Consider the following 21,045-nt stretch of genomic DNA (forward strand, 5'->3'; position numbering starts at 1 on the left):
GAATGCTTGCGGTATTGAGGACGGCGATCTCATAGCGACGGAAATGCTAGGTCGCCGGATCAAAATCGGCGAGGCGTTTGCCGGGCTCATCGGTGAACAGCTCGGGGAGTGCGGTGAGATCTTCGATCAGGTCAATTCTGAAAACCCTGAAACCCGATCGCAACTCGCACCATGCGGTCAATGTCCAGACCCGGCCCCAGTATTCCATGTGCAAAGGGCGGATCGTGCGCTCGGTCAGCGTGCCGTCGATACGGCGATATGAAATGCGCAGTTTTTGACGGGATTTGATAGCTGCCCGCACCGGCGGCATGTGCGTGAAACCCCGCGCTGCGTCAGCAAAGGGGTAGACGGCGAACTTCCACGCATCCGCTGCGGCAATGGTTTCTGTGGGTAGAACCGCGTCGATCTTGTCGGCCAGCGACAGGGCTGCGGATTTCAGATCAGGGTCTGCTGCCTCGGCCACGATTGCCATTCCAAGGTTGAGCGCCTCAAGCTCTTGCGGAGTCAAGTTCAGGGGCGGCAGAGTGATCTGGTCCCGCACCATGTAACCGACACCACGCTCGCCTTCGACGGGAACTCCGCTGGCAGTCAGTGTGTCCATGTCGCGATAGATCGTTCGAACCGAGACTTCCAGCCTGTCCGCGATGTCCTGCGCACGGTGGAGTTTCCCGTCGCGCAGGATCTGGATGATGTCAAACAGGCGGTCAGTGCGGCGCATGGTGCTACCCTTGCCGTGCCAAGCCTGTCCAGGTCAAGCGGCGAGCGACCAGTGAATGATCTCATGCCGTATCTGAACACTGTCGGGTACGATGGCGTTCAACATAGCTGCTGCAAAGTCCTGCTTGGGGAACAAGGTTGCGGCGGCTGCGGCGCTATCCATGTCGGACCAGATCACGCAATCGGTCCATTTGCCGTCTGGCCCTTCACTCAGGTCGCGCCTCAGAAAGCCCGGCTGCGCTCGGCAAAACGCCTCACTGGCTTGGGACAGAGATAGGAACTGCTGGGCTGAGACAGCTTCCTCCAAACGGAAGGTTACGAATTCGGCAACTGCATCAGGCATTGGGGTCTCCTTCTTGAATCCTTGCTGCAATGGGGGGGGAAGTATCGCACAACTACTGACATAAACCTGTCAGTAGTGTTCGGTGGTGTCAAATCGCAACCCGAATTCGCAATGAATCTTGGCTTCACTTTGACGGCTGCGATTTCCCTCAGGACGGCCTTGCGGTAGATCGGGGCAGATCGGAATTTCCCCGCGCCGCCGAGTGCGGGACACAGAGGAGACAAAAATCATGCTGAACAATATCGGACTTCCCGGCCTTCTGCTGATCGCCGTTGTCGTGCTGGTGCTTTTCGGACGCGGCAAGATCAGCTCGCTGATGGGCGAAGTTGGCAAGGGCATCACCGCCTTCAAAAAAGGGGTCAAGGACGGCACCGAAGAGCTGGAGCAGGATATGGCCGAAGCCGCCAAGGACGTCACACCCGAGGTCGAAAACGACAAGGACAAGGTGTAAGCCCCGATGTTCGATCTGGGTTGGACCGAACTGCTGGTTATTGGCATCGTTGCACTGATCGTGGTGGGGCCAAAAGACCTGCCGATCCTCTTTCGCAATGTGGGCCGCTGGATCGGCAAGGCGCGTGGGATGGCGCGTGAGTTCAGCCGGGCAATGAACGATGCGGCAGACGAGGCAGGTGTCAGCGATATTCAGAAGGGCCTGAAAGCAGCCGCCAACCCAGTTGGTTCCGCATTGGACGGGGTCAAGGAAGCGGCGCGGGATCTGGGGGCCAGCATGGACCCTACCAAGATAGATCCTGCCAAGCATGATCCCGACAGCGAAACCGGTAAACTTGCCGCCGAACGCGCCGAAGATGCGAAGAAGATCCATGCAGCCACGGCCCGCGCCGCTGCCGAGCGCAAGCTGCGCGAAGCAGAGGAGGTGCTGGCCAAGGCTCAGGAAGCCGAGGCCAAGATCAAATCCGAGACCGACAAGTCATGAGCAATACTGAAGAGATCGAAGATACCTCAGCACCGCTGATCGAGCACCTGGCCGAGCTGCGAAACCGGCTGATCCACTGTGTGGTGGCGTTTCTTGTCGGCATGGTCATCTGCTTTACGGTGGCCACGCCGCTCTTCAACTTTCTGACCGCACCACTTTGCGCAGTGCTCAACGAGCGCGGGCAGGACTGTGGATTGATTTTCATCTCGCCGCAGGAAGGTTTCTTTGTCGCCATCAAGGTATCGCTGCTAGGCGGTTTCATCCTCGCCTTTCCTTATATTGCGATGCAGATGTGGCGGTTTGTGGCGCCGGGCCTCTACAAATCCGAGAAGGGGGCCTTCCTGCCTTTCCTATTGGCGTCGCCCTTCATGTTCCTGCTTGGCGCGAGCTTTGCATTTTATGTGGTGACGCCGCTGGCCTATGACTTCTTCCTCGGATTTCAGCAATTTGGAGCCGAAGGGGAGGCCGTGACACAAGAGGGAATGAACGCTGCGCCGCTTTCCGTTGTGTTTCAGGGGTCGGCACAGGAATACCTGAACCTCACGATCAAATTCATAGTCGCCTTTGGTCTGTGCTTTCAACTGCCGGTTCTGTTGACGCTCATGGGAAAGGCAGGACTGGTCAGTGCCGAGGGGCTGGGTTCGGTCCGAAAATACGCCGTTGTTGCCATTCTGGTATTGGCGGCGCTCGTGACACCGCCTGACGTGATTACGCAAGTGATCCTGTTCGTCGTAGTCTACGGGCTCTACGAGGTTTCTATCTTCCTTGTTCGACGGGTGGAAAACAAGCGTGAAGCGCAATTGCGGGCGGATGGTTACTACGACGACGAAGAGGAAGAGTTCGACGATCCGATGATGGCAGAGTTCGAAGACGAGGACGGCAAGTAACTTATCCGCCGCTGTTCCTAAACAATGGCGCGCCACGTTCCGTTGGCGCGCCTTTTCTTCATTCGCGTCCTGGCGGATCCGGCAACTTGCCGTTCGTCGCAGATCGTGCTTTGACGCGTCCGACAAAGATGACCGGAGGCAAGAATGGACGAATCCGTACTGAACCGCATCGCCGAGGCGCTGGAGCGGATGTCGCCCGCCCCGTTGGCCGCACCGGATTTCACGGCGGCCCCGGCTTTTGTCTGGCATGTTGCGCCGGAAAGGCTGGAGCCGGTGGAACAGGTAAATCGGGTGGATCTCGATTTGCTAGTGGGCATCAATCGGTCCCGGGATACTCTGCTCGAAAACACTGGCCGCTTTGCCGCCGGTTTCGCCGCCAACAACGCGCTGCTCTGGGGTTCGCGCGGCATGGGGAAATCGAGTCTCGTGAAGGCGGTGCATGCAACCGTCTCCAAGGATCATCCGGAGCTGAAACTCGTGGAGCTTCAGCGCGAGGATCTGCCATCGGTCGGACGGCTTCTGAACCATCTCAGAGCAGCGCCGCAACGGTTCATCCTGTTTTGTGACGACCTGTCTTTCAGCCACGACGATCAGCACTACAAGTCGCTCAAGGCGGTGTTGGATGGCGGTATTGAGGGCCGTCCCGAAAACGTCGTTTTCTATGCGACCTCAAACCGCCGGCACCTGATGCCGCGGGACATGATCGAAAATGAACGCTCAAGCGCGATCAACCCGTCAGAGGCGGTCGAGGAAAAGGTCTCGCTGTCCGACAGGTTCGGCCTATGGTTGGGGTTCCACCCCTGTTCTCAAGACGAGTACCTGGCAATGATCGATCGGTATTGCGCTGCCTATGGCATTGCGCCTGATCCCGACAGTCTGCGAGCCGATGCGATCGAATGGCAAGCAACCCGAGGCGCTCGTTCCGGTCGCGTCGCATGGCAGTTCTTTACGGATCTGGCAGGGCGGCACGGTGTGTCTTTGACCTAAGCTTCCTCAGAATACGTCGCAACACGCGGCCGGTTTTCGGGCTTCAGCCCAGCAATGTCAGCCACATCCAAACCGAGAGAATGGAAACACCTGTTGCAATTAAGACTGATGATGCGGCCACCCGTTTGGCGCGGCCATAAAGATTGGCAAAGATATAGGCGTTGAACCCCGGCGCCATGGCTGCGGTCAGCACAGAGGACCGGAAGAGATCCTGCGGCAGGGACAGGGTTTTCCCGAAGATCCAGACCAAGGACGGGTGCACCAAAAGCGACACCATGCAGACAAAGAGGATCGTTCGCATATCGCCTTCGGGCCGATACTGAACCAACACCCCACCGAGCGCAAAAAGCGCGCCGGGCAGGGCGGCCTGAATGATCAGGCCAAGCGCCTGATCAACCACCGCCGGTAGGGTGAAACCCGAGACATTCACGATGAAGCCAAGCCCGATCCCGATGATCAGGGCGTTTTTGAACATCGCGGTCAGTACCGCCCCGGCCATTCTGCGCCCACCCTGACCGCGGTTGCGGATAATCTCCATCACCGTGATGCCGATGCCGTAGCAAAAGGGCGAATGGAACGCGACGATGGCGTAGTTGGCTGTCAGGTTATCGGGTCCATAGGCACGCTCAGTGATTGGAAGCCCCAACAGAACCGAGTTGGAAAACAGGCAGCAAAAGCCGATGGCCACACAGTCCTCCCAGTCCCGGTCAAAGATATAGCGGGCACCCGTGAGACCAATCAGAAAACACAAGCCGGCTCCGGCATAGAAACTGGCCAGCAGCCGCGGATCAAAGCTGGCCGACAGGTCCAGATGGGCAATGGCGCGGAACAGAAGGCAGGGGATGGCAAATCCCTGCGTGAACATCATCAACCCATCAACATGCTTGAGCTTGAAGTATCCCGAACGCGTTGCCGCATATCCGGCCCCGATCACAAGAAAGACCGGCAGAATTACATCGATCAGGCTCTGAAACATCTTCCGGTCCGTTCGACGCAGAGGGTCTGTGCCTGAACTGTGCGGGTGTCAGGGCGAAACCGCAAAACTATGCCTCGATAGGCAGGCGGATAACCATGCCGTCATAGGCGGGCGTAATGTGGTCGGCTGTCTCGGCGTCAACGGTCACATAGTCGAGGTCGATATGCATGTTGGTCAGAACCGCTCGTTTCGGCTGCACCTGTCTGATCCATTCCAGCGACTTCTCGAGATGCGCGTGGGTCGGGTGCGGTTTGCGGCGCAAGGCATCCACCACCCAGACATCGAGATCTTCCAGAGCAGTCCAAGCGTCGTCATTGTCGATCTCGGCCACGTCCGGCAGGTAGGCCAGACCACCGATACGGAAACCCAGCGAGTCGATGGAGCCGTGATTGACCTTGAACGGTCGAAACGGGATCGGGCCGCCGGGACCGTCCACGTCGAAACTGCCGTCGATCGTTTTCAGATCAAGGATTGGCGGGTACGGAGAGCCTTCGGGCTGGATGAAAGCGTAACCAAATCGGGAAAGCAGCGCGTTTTGCGTGTCGCCGTCGGCCCAGACAGGGATCCGCTCTCGCATGTTGAATACGATCATGCGCAGATCGTCGATGCCGTGCACATGATCGGCGTGGGCATGGGTGTAGACCACTCCATCCAGTCGCCCGGTATCCGTGTCCAGCAATTGCGCTCGCATATCCGGCGGCGTGTCGATCAGAACGGCTGTGGTGCCGTCAGGGCCGTCACGTTCCACCAGCATTGAACAGCGACGGCGGATATTACGCGGGTTTTCCCTGTCGCAATCACCCCAATGGCCGCCCAGCCGTGGCACTCCACCGGAAGACCCGCAGCCCAGAATGGTAAAGCGAAACTCTCCGCTCATGCGGCCGCCTTGTAATCTGCAGCCTTGGAGAACAGGCGTTCGAAATTCGTCTGCGTCTGCGCGGCAAAATCTGCATAGTCCATTCCGAACAACTCTGCACCGACACGGGCGGTAAAGGCCGTATAGGCAGGTTCGTTGCGTTTGCCGCGATGCGGAGGCGGTGCAAGATATGGCGCATCCGTTTCAACAAGGATCCGGTCGACGGAGGCCGAGGCAAAGATTTCACGCAATTCCATACTCTTAGGAAAGGCTGCAATGCCGGACATCGACAGGTAGAAACCCAGATCCAATGCGGCCCTTGCAAGAGCGGTCGAGGAAGAAAAGCAGTGCATCACGCAGGAATAGGGGGCGTTGCGGAACTCTTCGGTCAGAATACGCGCCATGTCGTCATCTGCGGCCCTTGCGTGGATGATCAGGGGCAGGCCTGTTGCCTGCGCTGCCTTGATATGGATACGCAAGGATTGCTTTTGTAACTTGGCGCTTTCGGAGGTGTAGTGATAGTCCAGCCCGGTTTCACCGATGCCGACGAACTTCGGGTGCTGCGACAGCTGCACCAATTCATCAACCGACGTCATCGGCTCTTCCGCAGCACTCATTGGATGTGTGCCTGCGGCGTAGAATACAGGTGCGTGTGCCTCTGCGATGGCGCGCACTGCTGGCTCATTGCGCAGGCGGGTGCAAATCGTGACCATCCGGGTGACCCCTGCATCTGCGGCGCGGGCGACAACCGCACCAAGCTGGCCTTCGAAATCTGGAAAATCAAGGTGACAATGGCTGTCGGTGATCTGTGGCTCTTTGGTCATCTGCTCGAACTGACGGTTTCCTGCATCTTGAAGATCGTATCTAGGACCAATGCAGCGGGGTCAAGGTTCACCGCCTGTCCATGACGCGCACGCGCAGTGATCGTCGCGGCAGTTTCGGCCCAGGCCCGGGCTTGCGCCGGGTCCGCCGATAGCCGGCTTATGGTTTCGGCCTCGCCTTGAGCGGCTTCGGGGGTTGGGGGGTGGCCGGTTGCGCCGGTGCGCGCCAACCGGGCCAATGCCACGTCAATCAGCGTCAGGAGCAGTTCGAAACGGTCGGCGGCCCCACGCTGGGCTGCGGCTTCGGCGAGGGCCAGGGCACGGGGCCGGTCCAGTCTAGGAAGCGAAGAGAGAATGGCGATCAGTTCGGCATAGATCTGCAGGCCGCCAAGATTGATAAGCCGCAGGGCCGCCCCGACAGAACCGGCAGCCAGAGCCGCGACTCGTTCGGGGTGATCTGGCAGTTCGGTGCCGGTCTGCGACAACGCGGCCTCCATATCGGCCGCTGACAGGGGGGCAAGGCGCAAAGTCCGGCATCGGGATCGGATCGTTGGCAGTAGGCGCGAAGGCTGGTGCGAAACAAGCAGGATTGTTGTGCGGGCCGGCGGTTCTTCCAGCATTTTCAGTAGAGCGTTTGCGGCGCTGACATTCATCTCGTCGGCACTGTCCACGATCACGACCCGTCGACCTCCGTCCGCTGAAGAAAGGCCGAAAAAGCGGCCTAGCTTGCGGATATCGTCGACAACGATTTCGTTGCGCAAGATGCCCTTGTCATTGGCAGAGCGTGTGACAGATGCAAGACCCGGCTCAGCGCCAGCAAGGATGCGATGTGAGACAGGATGTTCCGGATCGATATCCAGCGTTTCCGGAGGCGGCGGGGCACCAAACAACCCGTCGCCCTCGTTCGGTGGAGTTGCCAGAAGAAACCGCGCGATGCGCCATGCCAAAGTGGCCTTGCCGATCCCCTGAGGACCGGACAAAAGCCAACCATGATGCAGACGATCGGAATTATACGCATCAAGAAACGCCTGCTCAGCCGCCTGCTGGCCGAACACCCGCACGGTTTCGCGCGGGTGTGGCGCGCCCGGGGCCTGATCCGGTGACTGAAACTCGTCGCTCATACCGGCGTCATAGCAGGCTTCGGGTGACTATGTCTGCCACGTCTTTTGCCACCGTTTCGATGTCGCGGCCGCCGTCGACGACCCGGAACCGATCAGGGAACTCTTTGGCGAGGGCCAGAAACCCAGCACGCATCCGGCGCTGAAGATCAGGGCCGAAATCTTCGAACCGTTCCTCGGTTCCCTGTCGCGCCTTGGCGCGGGACAGCCCGGTGTCAGGGTCCATGTCGATGAGTAGGGTCAGGTCGGGTTCCTGCCCAATCATAAGGCTGTGCAACTGGTCGACGACCGGGCGCAGATCCCCGCGCGAAAGCCCTTGATACATCCGCGTGCTGTCGGCAAACCGGTCGCAAATCACCACTTTCCCAGAAGCAAGCGCAGGACGGATCGTCCGCTCCAGATGATCACGCCGGGCGGCGGTGAACAACAGGATCTCGGTCTCAGCAGACCAGCGTTCGGGGTCGCCCTCCAGAACGAGTTTGCGTATTTCTTCGGCACCGGAGGACCCGCCAGGCTCACGGGTCAGAACCACATCACGACCGTTTGCCTTGAGGTGTTCCGCCAGAAGGCGCGCTTGTGTAGATTTGCCCGATCCGTCGATACCCTCGAAGGTGATGAAGCAACCTCGGGCCGCAGGCTTTCCGTTCACGATGCCTCCGCCGGAGCCGAGGACATCAGTTCATCAATGAGAACCTGTGCCGCGGTTTTAAGCCGGATGACAAAGCCGCCTGTCGGAACGTCCCGGTCGGCCACCAGCGGGCGGTTGATTTCCGGCAGACCCTCGGGCCGGATCACCAGACGGGCCAATTCCTGTCCCCGAGTAATTGGGGCTTCTACTGGTCCGGTATAGACCACTTCGGCCTCAAGCTTTCCTGCAGAAAGGACCGGCAGCAGCAGGGCCAGATCGCCGGCAGGCACCAGACCTACCGATTGCTCCCGTCCCATCCAAACTTGTGCTTGCGCAACTGGTTTGTCCGCCGTCGCAATGGTTTTTTCGGCAAATTGGCGAAACGACCAGTTAACGATGGCCTCAGCCTCCTCTGCGCGCTGTCCGGTGCTGTCGAGGCCGGACAAAACAAAAATCACCCGGCGGTCCCCTTGCTGGGCAGAACCGACGAGACCATAGCCTGCTTCCACAGTGTGGCCGGTTTTGAGGCCATCAGCGCCGATATCCAGTTTCAGAAGCGGATTTCGATTTCGTGTGTTCGACGGAGCGCGCCCGTCAAAGGCAAATTCCTGTTCGGCGAACAGGGGGTAATACTCCGGAAAATCCTCGATCAGGCGGTTGGCCAGAATAGCAAGGTCTTGAACCGACATCAGGTGACCCGCCGCCGGCCAGCCATTGGAATTGGCAAAAGTGGCGTTTTCCATGCCCATTTCGCGGGCGCGCTTGGTCATGTAGCGGGCAAAACCGGCCTCGGATCCGTCTGGGCTGAGCGCCTCGGCAAGGACCACGCAGGCATCGTTGCCCGACAATACAATCACGCCGCGCAACAGATCCTCGACCCGAACTCGGTCCTGCGTGTTCAGGAACATGGTGGAGCCCTTGTAGCTCATGGCGTGTTCGGACACAGGCAGCTTTTCGTCCAGTGTCAGCCGCCCGTCGCGCAATGCTTCGAATGCTACATAGAGCGTCATCAACTTGGACATCGACGCTGGCGGCAGCGGCTCTTCGGAGTTCTTGGCCAAGAGCACAGTTCCGGTTCCCTGATCCAGCACATAGGCCGCCCGCGCCTTCGTGTCGAAGGCATGAACGGGCAGGGCAGCGCTCAGGACAAGGCTGGCGGCAATGGCGGCGTGGCGAAGGCGGTTCAGCATGAAAGCGGGCCTTTCGTTAATTCGAAACGGCGTATGCGTCCGAGAAACCGGCCCCATTGACCGATTTCAGCAAGGCCGTGCGTTCAGATTTGGTCTGTGCAGGGCCAACCACGACGCGCCAGAAGGGCTTGTTGTTGAGCTCTTCCTTCTTGATCGTGGGCACCATGCCGGAATTGCGCATCTGGTCCGCCGTGCGTTTCGCATTGGCTTCGACGCTGAAGATGCCAATCTGTATATATGGCTTGGACAGCGAGGACGATTTCGGCTTTGTGACCGGAGCTGGTTCGGCTGCTGCTTTCTGTGGGGCAGGGGTTGCTTCGGCAGCCGGTGCAGAGGCTTCGACCGCGGCTGCGGCACCTGCAATCGGATCCAGAGAGGATTCGGTGATTTCCGCGCCATCCTCAAGGGCGGCAACCTCTTCCTGTGGCTCCGGGGCCTCATCGACGGCTTCGCGTCGCAGGACGGTGACGTTGAGTTCAACCGGCGCACCGGCCAGCATGCCCAGTGCTTCCGCGGCGTCGGACGAAGCCTGAAGACGCGGGCCTGGGATCTCGCGTTCGCGTCGGAACAGCGCCCCGATCACGAATTTTCCGTTGGATTCGTTTCGGATGATGACCCTTTCGGGGTCTTTGGCATCCGGGTGCGCCACCCATACCCCACCAAGCGAGGGTCGCCCGTCCCAGAGGCCGGCCTCGGTCACTTGAAAGACCTCGGGGGCTTCTACGTCACGCTCGACCAGTTTGGTCGACGTGCTTGCTGCGGTAACTGTTTCTTCGTCCTTGGGCTGGAGGAAGGGCAATCCTGCGCTGTCCTCGCATGCGCCAACAACCATCAGGGCGCAGATGGTTGCAGACAGAGTCAGAGGACGACTGAGTGTGTTCCGTGCTCTTTTCATGTCGTTTTCCTTGCCTGAAGCGGTGGTGCCTCAACCGTCACGTCCGCCATTGTTCTTGCCGGGTTTCCCGGTCGCGTTTCGGCGGTTTCAACCGCCGGTTTCGCGCATCTTAGCGTGTGCCGGGCGATGTGGAAAGTGCGCGGCGAAGCGGTCGGCAAGATTTCCCTGTTTTCCTGCCCGTCTTTCTGCTTGCTTCGGCGCGCAACTGGGCCTAAATCCGTGCACCGACGGGGAGGTGGCAGAGTGGTCGAATGCGGCGGTCTTGAAAACCGTTGGGCGTGAGAGCGTCCCCAGGGTTCGAATCCCTGTCTCCCCGCCACCCACCCAGAGCTCATTTCATGTTTGTTTTCCGCCCCGGAATTGTACCGGCATTGACAACTTGATTGGAGTGAGTCGGGCGACGCGCTATGTTCCCCGCCGAGATGCCTTGCCTCAAAGATTCTCATGTCCCCAATGAATTCATTTAGGCAGGCTCAAGGAATTCTGGCCTCCCATGGCGAGATCTACACGATCGTCGGCCTACGCCGTCATCAGCTGTCTTCAATTTCTTGTTGCCATGCCTTCCACGCGTATCCGACCGGCACAATCCCGTTTCGCATTGGCGCAGTGTGGCAGGTTCAATCAGTGAACTGATTGCCAGCGGCATCGTCATCATGTTTCCATGCAAGTGATCCTACCAGTCATGCAAATCATGGAAAAACTCGAGTTAACTTGATTTATGGGGTAGGCCTGATACTATCAGCTCAACAAAATAGGGAGGTTGACTGCGTCCAGTGGGACAATGGCAACGTTCAAATGATCGGCAAAAACACTTTGATGCAGCTTTTCCGAACGTGAAAGGGAATTTGAATTGAGTACCAGACAGGTTATCGGTCTGCGCAGGGAAGTGACATCCAAGCAGGAACGGGGTGTGCAAAGACGGAAGCGGCTTGTCGAGGCCGCACGCCATTTTCTTGAAACTCGTGACCCTCAGGAAATCTCGTTCAAGGAAATTGCCAAGCATGCCGAGGTTCCGGAGGGCTCTGCCTATCATTTTTTCGCCAACAAATATGATCTGTTCAGCTCTCTGGCCGCCGAACTGGGGCAGAGCTTTGTGACGGTCGTCGCCGAACCTTTCGAGCCGGGGAGCGTCGGCAGTTGGCAAGAGTTTTTCGCCCGGATTATTGACAGGTCCTGTGCAATCTATCGGTCGGATTTAGTTGCCCGCAAAATTCTGCTGGGGGTGACCATGCCCAACGAAGTCAAGCACGTTGATCAGGAGAATATCGAGGCCTATGTCGCCGCGATGGAAGAGCGCTTTTATGACATGTTTGACGCGCGCCCGATCCCGAAGTTTCGCCAAAGACTGAACTACGCTCTGACGATGATCGATGCGATTTTCGAACTGGACTTCAGTGAGCACGGAAACCTGACCGACGATATCGTGGAAGAAGCGAAATTGATGATGATCGGATATCTGGCGCACTTCATTCCAGAGAATCTTGAGATGAAGAAATAGGGGTAGGGGTCTAGGATGTCGGATCTTTTCTCGCTGAAGGGAAAAACTGCAATAGTTACAGGTGGTTCGCAGGGTATAGGCGCTTCGACAGCGTTACGGTTGCGAAAGGCAGGAGCGACCGTAATCGTAGGTGATCTCAACGTTCGAGAAGATGAACTTCTGGCGAAAAAAACAGATGTGAGCATCGAAGAGGATGTGTCTGCACTGATCGAACATGCGGTTTCAGCGACCGGACGGCTCGACTACCTTGTGAACAACGCCGGGATTCATACCATCTATGACACGCTAGAACAGGCGACCGAGGCGGATCTGAACAAGTGCATGTCTGTCAATGCCAATGGCGTCATGTTTGCGATCAAGCATGCCAGCCGTGTGATGCAGGACGGTGGCGCCATTGTGAACATAGCATCGGCCAGCGCCGTTTTGGGTGTGTCCGGCCTTGGCACTTATGCAGCTTCAAAATCTGCAGTTCTGGCGCTCACCAAAGTTGCTGCTGTTGAGCGGGCCGGCCGTGGGACCCGCGTGAATTCCATCTGTCTTGACCCCGAGCAGCAGGGCAGCGGTCATACCGTGATCGAATGAATTTGGCTGCGCATTTCAGTTGGAGGTCCAGCCGGACGTTCGTAGAGCGCTGACGATGTCTTCGGCATGTGCGGGCTCACGATAGAGAGCAATGTAAAGGTTCTCCATCGGATACCCTGGCCAGGTTTCGTTGAGCAATTTCACCAGATCGCGCGCCTCTGCGATGTTGCCCTGACCGACATTGGCGGCAATCAGATAGCCCAGTGAAATTGGGCTGATCGGGTCTCCCTGCGTTTTGGCTTCGTTGAGAAGACGCAAGGCTTTCTCAAACCGTTGCAGGTGAATGTTCGCGGCGGCATTCACACTGAGGCTCGGGAACCTGGTGGTCGATTGACCGAGGTTCACAGTTTTCCGAGCCTGCTCTGCTGCGCGTTCGAAATCACCCGAAAACAATGCAATCAGAGCATCGACGTTTACCGAATGCGCGTCGGTGGGATCCAGTGCCAGTGCATGCTCGGATGATGTACGCGCCTGATCGAACTGGCGCGACACCAGCGCAACCAGCGCGGCCGCCGAATGCGTCCAGCTTTGGTCAATCCCGCGCTCCTGTGCTTGGGCCAAATGTGCCTTTGCGCTCATCAGACCGGCGGCCCGCGCCGCGCCATCTTGCTGCGTTACTGCGACCAGGGCCTCGGCCTGTGCGGCCCCGGCAAAGCCCCCATAGTACCCGGGATCCATTTCGATCGTCAGTTCGAACATCTGAAGTACAAGCTGCAACCATCGCGGCTCTAGCGCGGGAAACAAGAGATCCCGCGCTTGTCCGGCAAGGTTCGCGGCCTGAAGCCTCGCCGGGGATGCCGCAAACAGCGCGTCGCGAACGGCGCGCAGGCGTGGGTTGTCCGAAACCGCAACATCTGCGCCTTCAATACTGGATCCGCGGTCCGAGCCCGGTAGGGCAAGCATGACGAAAGCCAGCAGGCAAACTGCCAGCGCGACACCAAGACCAATCGTCTTGGGCGAAAAAACGCGCTTTCCGTCGGAACTCCGTCCCGTCTGGGTAGGCTCACCGGGCAAGGATAGCCTCGTGAATTGAGGAACATATCCGCCCGGGTTGATCTGGATGCGGACGTGTTCCTCTTTGCCTGTTCCAAGGTAATACTCCGCCAGTTTGCGGCGCAGGCGCCCCGCATCGACCCGGACAACAGCCATCGTGTCATGCCCGGCTTCTGGCGACCTTTGGTAGACATCATACAGAATGGACTTGGCGTGAATCCGGTCTGCGTTTCCCTGCAACGTTTCGCGAACGACATAGGCCAGAAAGGACTGTATGCGATCGGCGCCCGAGAACTCGGAGCTCACCAAAATCCGGTTCAGAGCGCCCTCAATTTCCTTGTCCGAAGGATGGGTCGCCGTGTTTAGGGATGAGCTGTCAGTGATCTCGTCGGCATGTCCCAACAACGGGATCCTTTCAATTACTCGGCTGTAATTTCAGGGTAAATGGCGGTGTTACCCCGTAACATACTTTAAGAAACCTTTCAGTCAAACGGCAAAGGACTATCCTCATGTCATCGCTTCGCGAAGCTGGGGTAACCATCTTGCTTTCGCGCTGATTATCACACTTAGAGAGGGCCGCGCCTTGCGTAGTGTCAAAACGGTTTTTCCTGATCAAAGAACCAAGGTCGCACTTCTTTGCAGTTTGAACCCCACCTTTGCGCAGATTTGCAGCGACCATGAATTACTGGTCGGACTATTGCCCAAAGACGCGGATGATCCATCTGTTCCGGATATTCAGGAAAGCCTGTCCGCACTGGAAGAAGAAATCAGGCTCATTTTGGAACACCCCGACGTTCATCAGAGAAACAGGTAACCCCGGACAGGATCGAACCGATGCTTGCTAACTTGCTTTTTTACCTCGGATTGGCGGTATCTCTTGGAATTGGCTTTGTCTATTTCAGAGATCTCGGCGATGTATCGCAGATGCTTCTGAAAGTGAAACGTGAGAACACCGTCCGTTTCATGAAATACGAGGGCAAGCTGATCCTGATTGGCGTTGTTTCTGCGCTGCTCAGCCTTGTTGGCTATATGATGGGCGGTGGAAACGGATGGGTGCTCTTGGCGGCACTCGTTCTAGTTACCTTCTTTTTTCTGTTCACATGGGTCTGGGTCCATGTCGGCCTGCGCAATCAGAAAGACAATGCAAAATACTACCCGATCGAAGTAGCGAAAGACTACGTTAACCCCTCTGCCAGCGTAATGGTTCTTGAAAACAACGGCCACGCCCGGGCTCATTCCGATGCTCAGATGCTTCGACCACATATGGCAGGCAACGAAGAGGGATTGGGTGGCGAAGACGTCGTGCTGACCTATTGTGCGATGGCCAATCTGGGCGTCGGTTACACACCGACGATCGAAGGGCAGAAACTCGACCTGACGGTAATGGCCCAGCATGGAAACAACCTGATCCTGCGCGACAACAACACCGGTGAAGCGATCCAGCACATCTATGGGGCGAAGGATTCCGATATGGAAGCCGGGGCGGAAGGCCCGGTCTGCCCGATGAAACCTGAACTGTCGATGAAGCCCTGGCCCACCTACCGAATGAGCTTCCGGGCATTTCAGAAGGCCTTTCCGGATGGGGAGGTATTTATCAACATGCCGCCCAAGAACCCGATCCTGCGTCTGTTCGATATGGCCGTTGGATTGATATTCGGGTGGGGGATCGAGCGACAGCATCAGGAATCTGCACCGGTCATGGACAACATGACCCGCATTGATGATCGTTTGCCGACAAAGACCTACGTCTGGGGCGTGACCGTCAACGGCGATGCAACCTGCTGGACCGATGACTTCCTGTTCGAAAATGACAATCTGCTCAACGTAAAAGTCGGCGGGCGTGATCTGGTGGTCAGTTATGACCAGAAGTTCGAAAGCCTCGGCGTCTTCTACAACGACAGCGGAAAGCCAGTTACCCGCTGCAACTTCTGGGGTGAAACCGATCAGGGCAAACTGGAGCGGGTTGAATCCCTTCGTCCGGGTCTGTTTTGGCATGTCTGGGCCGAGTTTTTCCCGCAGACGGACATCAACCGCACTGGGGATCCTTCGGCCTCTCAAGGTGAGGCCGCGTGATGGGAAAGCCTGCGCGTCAGCATCTGGCGGCCTACGAAGTCCTGCCGGCCATGAAACACGAAGCCGGTTTCTACCTTGGCCTCGGCCCGATGCAGATTTTTGTTCTTGCGATGATGGGCGGGGCTTTTGTGACCCTTGGTGCGCTGTTTTCTCTTTTGCTGAGCACCGGGGTCTCGGCCTATGGGCCACAGTTGTTGCTTCAGGGGTTGGGCTTCTCAACCGGGTTCTTCATGATTGTCCTTTCCCGGGCGGCCCTGTTCACGGAAGCGAACGTGATCCTTCCGGCAAGTTTCCTTCAGATGTCATGGGGCGAGATCACGGCTAAGGCCTTTCAGTTCTGGGCGCTGGCCTGGTTTGGCAACATGTTGGGCGCGTTGTTGGTCGGCGAGGTGATCGCTTTTGCACAGAGCTATCCTTCGTATGTGCAGGAGTCGCTCGCCAACGTGGTGTCCAAAAAAATGTCCTATATGGAGGAAGGAACACCAACGGCTTGGATGCGGATTATTGTGTCTGGAATGTTGGGAAATGCTCTGATCGGAATGGCTGCATTCTTTGCCACAATGGGCAGTACGCTGTTCGGAAAGTTCGTTCCGATTTTCCTTGTTGTTTCCCTGTTTGTTGCGGGGAACTTGCAGCATAGCCCGGCGAACATGGGGTATTTCTCCTTGTCGATGGCATCGGGAGGAGGGCCGGGATGGGCGGATGCCTTTGTCTGGAACGTGATCCCAGCGGGCATCGGGAACATTCTGGGAGGATCGCTGCTGGTGGCGCTTCCGTTCTGGTTTGCCTTCCGCAACAATTTGCCGCCGCAAGAGGGATCGTGAACGCATCTGAACTGAAACGGGCCCGGCCGGGCGCCGAACGTCAATGAACATGAGGGGAAACCTATGAGAAGAATTCTTGCAGGGGCCGGATTGATCCTAGTCGCCACGGCGGCGGGGGCTCAGGACGCGCCGATCATCCATGATGCCGAATACTACATTCTCGAAGCACAGCATGCAGCACAATGGGCCGAAGATGATGTCGCAGTTGACGCCGCTCTTGCCCGGTTTCGCGAAGGGAACGGAGGCAAGTCGCCCAACATCGTCAACATCCTGATCGACGACATCGGTTTTGGAGATCTGGGAATTCCGGAGCTGAATGCCGTTCGTGGGTATGAGACACCGCATATCAACCAGTTTTCGGACGAAGCCATGCGCATGGTGCGCATGTATACCGAGCCGTCCTGCACCCCGACGCGCGTCGCCCAATCGACAGGGCGCCTTCCGGTTCGGACCGGCATGGGCGATACATCGGTCGATATCTCGGGGTTCGGACTTCCCGGCAGCGAAGTCACTCTGGCAGAGGTTCTCAAACAGGCCGGCTACAACACCAGTCACGTTGGCAAGTGGCATATGGGCGATGTCGCCGAAGCATTCGCAACGAACCAGGGGTTTGACTACGCTCAGCATGCCATCCATCAGCAGGGCCAACTGACGATTTTCAACGAGGATGCGATCCGCGAACAAGTCAGTGTTGGAATTTCGGATTTTGACCCGGCCTATACGCTTGACGATCTGTTCCGCCCGGATTCTTCTGCGATGATGACCGTTGTTGAGGGCGAAGCTGGCGGGCCGATCCGTGAGATCCGGATGGAACCCGGCGAACGCTGGACGGCCGCCAAATATGACGAAATGAACCAGGCGTTCCAAGACAAGGCCATGGAGGAACTGGAGCGTCTCGCCGCCGCGGATGAACCATTTTTCCTGCAGTATTGGCCTATGGTTCCGCTCGACAATACACGGGCAGGGCGCGATGGGCCCGAAAGCCCGAACGGTGGTCTTTATGTCGACAAGATGCAGATGCTTGATGGATGGCTGGGTTCGTTCTTTGAAAAGATGGAAGAGGTCGGTGTTGCAGACAACACCGTTGTCATTCTGATGGGGGACAACGGACATTTCACCAAATACTCACCGCAGTCAGGCTACACCCCGATGGTGTTTCGCGGTGGCAAGGGCGACACCACCGAGGGTGGCGTGCGCGTAGACAGCTTCATCCGCTGGCCCGGCATGATCGGAGCGGATACGATGATCAACAACATCATCCATGTCTCGGATCTGTATACGACTCTGGCCCGTTTTGCGGGTGCCGACCAGTATATCCCGCGCGATCGGCTCGTTGATGGGGTCGACCAGTCCGCTTCGATCCTCTTTGAGGATGAATCCAAGGGGCGCCGTGACCACGTCATCATCTACTCCATCGCCACACCCAAGGCGATTGTGAAGGACAAGCTCAAGCTGAACCTTCCCGGAGCAGGTGAAAGCGCGATCCTCGCCAATTTCTTCGACATCTTTCGGGACACCCATGAAAAATACCCGGTCTCAACCGAAGTCGGAGCATGGGGCGGGCAAGAGTTTCAACGCATCCTGAAGCGGCACCTTGGCCGCAAGGAAATGTACCCGGATATTCCTCCGGCGATGGGTGTGCCTTACGAGGGCATTGAGAACATCCGTCCGGAAACAGCCGCAGCGGTCGAGGCGTTTCTTCTTAAGCAGTCGTCTGTGACCAAGTGATTGTCAGGTCCGGCCCGGGGCAGGGCCGGACAGCCCTTGATCCGTCAGGCGTTGTGTCCTGCGGGATGTGGCAAATGAAACGGTCGTCTGCCAGACCCCGGAGCGGCTGGGGGAATTTGTTCCAGCGATGCTTTGATCCTGGATCGATCCGTTGCCAAAAATACCCGAGATGATCTCAAAAAGTTTGACTGCGCAACGGCTTGCGTTACTTCGCCAAGATGCGCAACCGAAACCGGCGCAACGAATCCGAAAGGCCGACACAATGAAATCATTTGTCCTGTTCCTGTCCCTGAGCTTTGCGCTCGTGCTGCAGGGGAACTCACCGGCAAATGCACAACAGCCAGTGGGCTGGTTGACCCAGATCGACGGTTTGGCGACCTTTCAGGGAAGTGCTGGCCTGAGCGGTGGCGGCGAGTTCAAGGCGAACCGGACGTTTCTGCGTGCCAGCTCGCTTTATAACACCGGAGAAGGGGCCTCGTTCGGTGTCTCTGCCAGTTTTGGTCAGTTCGACTATGAATTCAGCCAGGCCGTCAATCAGCCGTGGACCGGAATTCGGGACATTCGGTTATCGGTCCCGGTGCGCTTCGGTGTAGGGGAAAGAACCAGCGTGTTCTTTTCTCCGCAGGTTCGGTGGGACTATCAACGCGGCGTAAGCGCGCCCGACGGGCAAACTTACGGCATGTTTGCGGGCGTTGCGTGGCGGGTGAATGAAAACCTCGTTATTGGTCCGGCATTCGGGGCATTTACGCAGTTGGAAAAAAGCGGTCTGGAGGTGTTCCCGGCACTTCTGGTCGACTGGGATGTCAATGACAGATGGAACCTGAACACAGGCACGGGCCTCGGTGCGACGCGTGGGCCGGGGCTAGCGCTTAGTTACGCCATGACGGACACGCTCAAGCTGTCGCTGGTCGCGCGTTCGGAACGGGTAAGATTTCGGCTGGACGGAAACGGGCTCGCCCCGAATGGGGTAGGCGAGGACAAGAGTATCCCTGTCGTTCTGTCTCTTGATTACAGCCCCAATCCGGGCGTCTCGCTCAATGTCTTTGCAGGAGCCGAATTGAATGGGCGATTGACACTGGATGATGTGAACGGAACGGAAATCAGCAGCCAGTCGTATGAAACGGCGCCACTGGCGGGGGTGACCTTCCGGGTTCGGTTCTGAACAGCCAGCTGTTCCTTGGGTGTCGGTGTGTCTTAGCGGGGCCAAAGGTCCGGCGGCACATTGAATATAGACAACCAGCGGACAGTGAAAGCCGTCATCTTCGAGGCCCCCAATCTAACTTGTCAGGAAAAAAATGGGCCGGTTCCTGATGGAGCCAACCCAAGAAGGTGTCCGCACTGGCAGCCCCAGCGCGACGGGGAGTGTTCGGATTGCGGCCGGGGCGCATTGCCCCGACCACTTTTGTTCAGATGGCAAGATATTCGGCCCGCAGTTCCTCGTTTTCGAGAACCTCGGCGGCAGCGCCGTCAAAGACGATACCGCCGGTGTCGAGGATCACGGCCCGGTCAGCCAGTTCCAGCGCGCGCACGGCGTTCTGTTCAACGATTACCGTGGTCATACCCTGCTCCTTAATGTGGATGAGGGTCTTTTCGATCTCGTCGACAATCACGGGGGCCAGTCCTTCATAGGGTTCGTCGAGCAACAGCACCTTGATGTCCCGGGCAAGCGCTCGGGCAATGGCCAGCATCTGCTGCTCACCCCCGGAGAGCGTGACGCCTTCCTGTTTGCGGCGTTCACCCAGACGCGGGAACAATTCGTAGATACGCTCAAGTGACCAACCGATTGGCGGCGCGATCTGGGCCAGTTGCAGGTTCTCTTCGACCGTCAGGCCAGGGATGATGCGGCGATCTTCGGGAACCAATCCTAGTCCGGCAGCAGCGGCCTCGTACGAGGTCATCTTGTGCAGGGGCTGGTGATCCAGCCAGATCTCGCCATGGCGCACCTCGGGGCTACCGGCACGGGCGATTGAACGCAGGGTCGAGGTTTTGCCCGCCCCGTTGCGTCCCAGCAGCGCGAGGATTTCGCCTTCGTGCACATTAAAGCTGATGCCTTGCACGATATAGCTCTCGCCATAGTAGGAGTGCATGTCCCATACCGAGAGGAAGGCCGGTGCGGTCTGCGCCATATTGGCGTTCTTGGAGAAGTCGGGTTTGACGTTCATTTCAAAAATCCTTTCTCACTCGCCTTGTTCCGGGCAACTGGCTCGTTTCCCGGGGTGAGTGATGTGTCTCCCTTAAGCGCTCTCGCCCAGATAGGCTTCGCGCACCTTCGGATTGCCGCGGATGTTCTGCGGATCGTCCTCGACCAGCGGTGTCCCCTGTGCCAGCACCGTGATCCGATCGGCCAGCGAGAACACGACGTGCATGTCGTGCTCGATGATCGCGATGGTGATATCGCGTTCGTCGCTGATCTGCTTGAGCAAATCGATGGTGTTGTTGGTGTCGGCCCGCGCCATGCCGGCAGTGGGTTCGTCCAGCAGGAGCAGGCGGGGCGTCTGGGACAGGCACATGCCGATTTCCAGACGTCGCTTGTCTCCGCGTGACATGGCGGCGGCATGCATGTGCCGTTTGTCCGCCATGTTCATTTCTTCCAGCATCTTCTCGGCCGCTTCGACCACGTCCTTCTCGTTTGCGACCGTTTCATAGGCATGCATCCGGAAGGCACCGTCGCGTCTGGCAAAGATCGGGATCATCATGTTTTCCATGACCGTGAGTTCGCCAAAGATCTCAGGGGTTTGGAACACGCGGCTGATGCCCATCTGGTTGATTTCGTAGGGCGCCCGGCCCAGCACTGATTGACCGTCGAACATGACTGAGCCGGTATCGGGGATCAGTTTGCCGACAAGGCAGTTGAGCAGTGTGGACTTGCCGGCACCGTTCGGGCCAATGATGGCGTGAACCGAGTTTTCTTTCACGCTCAGATCCACGTTCGACAGAGCCTGCAGGCCACCGAACCGTTTGGCCACGTTTTTTACTTCGAGGATACCCATGGTTC

22 protein-coding genes and 1 tRNA gene are annotated in these 21,045 nt (G+C 57.9%); 11 read left to right on the forward strand and 12 right to left on the reverse strand.

What is annotated here, in order from left to right; all coding sequences use genetic code 11:
* Window positions 1–46: 46 nt before the first annotated feature.
* Window positions 47–718 carry a helix-turn-helix transcriptional regulator gene (locus tag ACP15U_RS16160; protein WP_425046188.1) on the reverse strand — a complete coding sequence of 224 codons (672 nt, stop codon included), beginning with the start codon at window positions 716–718 and terminating at the stop codon, window positions 47–49.
* A 33-nt stretch (window positions 719–751) separates the two neighbouring features.
* Entirely contained in the window at window positions 752–1,060 is a 309-nt protein-coding gene (locus ACP15U_RS16165; protein WP_425046189.1) for a hypothetical protein, read from the reverse strand.
* Between the two features lie 229 nt (window positions 1,061–1,289).
* Here ACP15U_RS16165 and ACP15U_RS16170 point away from each other — a divergent pair, with 229 nt between their 5' ends.
* The 4 genes from ACP15U_RS16170 to ACP15U_RS16185 all read left to right on the forward strand — a co-directional run bounded on the left by ACP15U_RS16170 (window position 1,290) and on the right by ACP15U_RS16185 (window position 3,868).
* A complete protein-coding gene (locus tag ACP15U_RS16170) occupies window positions 1,290–1,511 on the forward strand; it encodes a twin-arginine translocase TatA/TatE family subunit (RefSeq protein ID WP_425046190.1) in 222 nt (73 codons plus the stop codon).
* Window positions 1,512–1,517: 6 nt separating this feature from the next.
* On the forward strand, window positions 1,518–1,994 hold the full coding sequence (tatB, locus tag ACP15U_RS16175; protein ID WP_425046191.1) for a Sec-independent protein translocase protein TatB: 477 nt from the start codon (window positions 1,518–1,520) through the stop codon (window positions 1,992–1,994).
* The gene (gene tatC, locus ACP15U_RS16180) at window positions 1,991–2,881 is read left to right on the forward strand and encodes a twin-arginine translocase subunit TatC (protein ID WP_425046192.1); all 891 of its coding nucleotides are present in this window, start codon (window positions 1,991–1,993) and stop codon (window positions 2,879–2,881) included. Before tatB ends, tatC begins: the two co-directional genes overlap by 4 nt.
* Before the next feature lie 144 nt (window positions 2,882–3,025).
* A complete protein-coding gene (locus ACP15U_RS16185) occupies window positions 3,026–3,868 on the forward strand; it encodes an ATP-binding protein (protein ID WP_425046193.1) in 843 nt (280 codons plus the stop codon).
* A gap of 43 nt (window positions 3,869–3,911) precedes the next feature.
* On the opposite strand, the gene ACP15U_RS16190 is transcribed toward ACP15U_RS16185, so the two are convergent.
* From ACP15U_RS16190 to ACP15U_RS16220, 7 genes are all read right to left on the reverse strand, one after another.
* Entirely contained in the window at window positions 3,912–4,844 is a 933-nt protein-coding gene (locus ACP15U_RS16190; protein WP_425046194.1) for an AEC family transporter, read from the reverse strand.
* Window positions 4,845–4,911: 67 nt separating this feature from the next.
* Entirely contained in the window at window positions 4,912–5,721 is an 810-nt protein-coding gene (locus ACP15U_RS16195) for an MBL fold metallo-hydrolase (RefSeq protein ID WP_425046195.1), read from the reverse strand.
* Window positions 5,718–6,524 carry a TatD family hydrolase gene (locus tag ACP15U_RS16200; protein WP_425046196.1) on the reverse strand — a complete coding sequence of 269 codons (807 nt, stop codon included), beginning with the start codon at window positions 6,522–6,524 and terminating at the stop codon, window positions 5,718–5,720. Before ACP15U_RS16200 ends, ACP15U_RS16195 begins: the two co-directional genes overlap by 4 nt.
* On the reverse strand, window positions 6,521–7,642 hold the full coding sequence (locus ACP15U_RS16205; protein WP_425046197.1) for a DNA polymerase III subunit delta': 1,122 nt from the start codon (window positions 7,640–7,642) through the stop codon (window positions 6,521–6,523). Before ACP15U_RS16205 ends, ACP15U_RS16200 begins: the two co-directional genes overlap by 4 nt.
* A 7-nt stretch (window positions 7,643–7,649) precedes the next feature.
* Window positions 7,650–8,288, reverse strand: a complete 639-nt coding sequence (gene tmk / locus ACP15U_RS16210; protein ID WP_425046198.1) for a dTMP kinase — start codon at window positions 8,286–8,288, stop codon at window positions 7,650–7,652.
* Complete coding sequence (locus ACP15U_RS16215; RefSeq protein ID WP_425046199.1) at window positions 8,285–9,457, reverse strand: D-alanyl-D-alanine carboxypeptidase family protein; 1,173 nt, start codon at window positions 9,455–9,457, stop codon at window positions 8,285–8,287. Before ACP15U_RS16215 ends, tmk begins: the two co-directional genes overlap by 4 nt.
* 16 nt (window positions 9,458–9,473) lie before the next feature.
* Window positions 9,474–10,352 (reverse strand): SPOR domain-containing protein, encoded by an 879-nt coding sequence (locus tag ACP15U_RS16220; protein ID WP_425046200.1) that lies wholly within the window; start codon window positions 10,350–10,352, stop codon window positions 9,474–9,476.
* Between the two features lie 229 nt (window positions 10,353–10,581).
* On the opposite strand from ACP15U_RS16220, the gene ACP15U_RS16225 reads away from it, so the two are divergent.
* The 3 genes from ACP15U_RS16225 (at window position 10,582) to ACP15U_RS16235 (ending at window position 12,432) form a co-directional block, all read left to right on the forward strand.
* Window positions 10,582–10,671, forward strand: a tRNA-Ser gene (locus ACP15U_RS16225).
* Between the two features lie 531 nt (window positions 10,672–11,202).
* Window positions 11,203–11,850, forward strand: coding sequence for a TetR/AcrR family transcriptional regulator (locus ACP15U_RS16230; protein ID WP_425046201.1), 648 nt, complete (start codon window positions 11,203–11,205; stop codon window positions 11,848–11,850).
* A 15-nt stretch (window positions 11,851–11,865) separates the two neighbouring features.
* Window positions 11,866–12,432, forward strand: coding sequence for an SDR family NAD(P)-dependent oxidoreductase (locus tag ACP15U_RS16235; protein WP_425046202.1), 567 nt, complete (start codon window positions 11,866–11,868; stop codon window positions 12,430–12,432).
* Between the two features lie 15 nt (window positions 12,433–12,447).
* On the opposite strand, the gene ACP15U_RS16240 is transcribed toward ACP15U_RS16235, so the two are convergent.
* Window positions 12,448–13,827, reverse strand: coding sequence for a hypothetical protein (locus tag ACP15U_RS16240; RefSeq protein WP_425046203.1), 1,380 nt, complete (start codon window positions 13,825–13,827; stop codon window positions 12,448–12,450).
* A gap of 432 nt (window positions 13,828–14,259) precedes the next feature.
* Between ACP15U_RS16240 and ACP15U_RS16245 the strand changes: the two genes are divergently transcribed.
* The 4 genes from ACP15U_RS16245 to ACP15U_RS16260 all read left to right on the forward strand — a co-directional run bounded on the left by ACP15U_RS16245 (window position 14,260) and on the right by ACP15U_RS16260 (window position 19,212).
* The gene (locus ACP15U_RS16245) at window positions 14,260–15,498 is read left to right on the forward strand and encodes a DUF3179 domain-containing (seleno)protein (protein ID WP_425046204.1); all 1,239 of its coding nucleotides are present in this window, start codon (window positions 14,260–14,262) and stop codon (window positions 15,496–15,498) included.
* Window positions 15,498–16,322, forward strand: a complete 825-nt coding sequence (locus ACP15U_RS16250) for a formate/nitrite transporter family protein (RefSeq protein WP_425046295.1) — start codon at window positions 15,498–15,500, stop codon at window positions 16,320–16,322. Before ACP15U_RS16245 ends, ACP15U_RS16250 begins: the two co-directional genes overlap by 1 nt.
* 63 nt (window positions 16,323–16,385) lie before the next feature.
* The gene (locus tag ACP15U_RS16255) at window positions 16,386–18,050 is read left to right on the forward strand and encodes a sulfatase-like hydrolase/transferase (RefSeq protein ID WP_425046205.1); all 1,665 of its coding nucleotides are present in this window, start codon (window positions 16,386–16,388) and stop codon (window positions 18,048–18,050) included.
* A 262-nt stretch (window positions 18,051–18,312) separates the two neighbouring features.
* The gene (locus tag ACP15U_RS16260; protein ID WP_425046206.1) at window positions 18,313–19,212 is read left to right on the forward strand and encodes a hypothetical protein; all 900 of its coding nucleotides are present in this window, start codon (window positions 18,313–18,315) and stop codon (window positions 19,210–19,212) included.
* Between the two features lie 244 nt (window positions 19,213–19,456).
* Here the strand turns inward: ACP15U_RS16260 and ACP15U_RS16265 are convergent, their stop codons facing one another.
* Both ACP15U_RS16265 and ACP15U_RS16270 read right to left on the reverse strand, forming a co-directional pair.
* A complete protein-coding gene (locus ACP15U_RS16265; RefSeq protein WP_425046207.1) occupies window positions 19,457–20,212 on the reverse strand; it encodes an ABC transporter ATP-binding protein in 756 nt (251 codons plus the stop codon).
* A 72-nt stretch (window positions 20,213–20,284) separates the two neighbouring features.
* A complete protein-coding gene (locus tag ACP15U_RS16270; protein ID WP_425046208.1) occupies window positions 20,285–21,040 on the reverse strand; it encodes an ABC transporter ATP-binding protein in 756 nt (251 codons plus the stop codon).
* Window positions 21,041–21,045: the final 5 nt, after the last annotated feature.

This window comes from Primorskyibacter sp. S87 (assembly GCF_049801055.1).
Taxonomy (GTDB): Bacteria; Pseudomonadota; Alphaproteobacteria; order Rhodobacterales; family Rhodobacteraceae; genus JBNAGF01.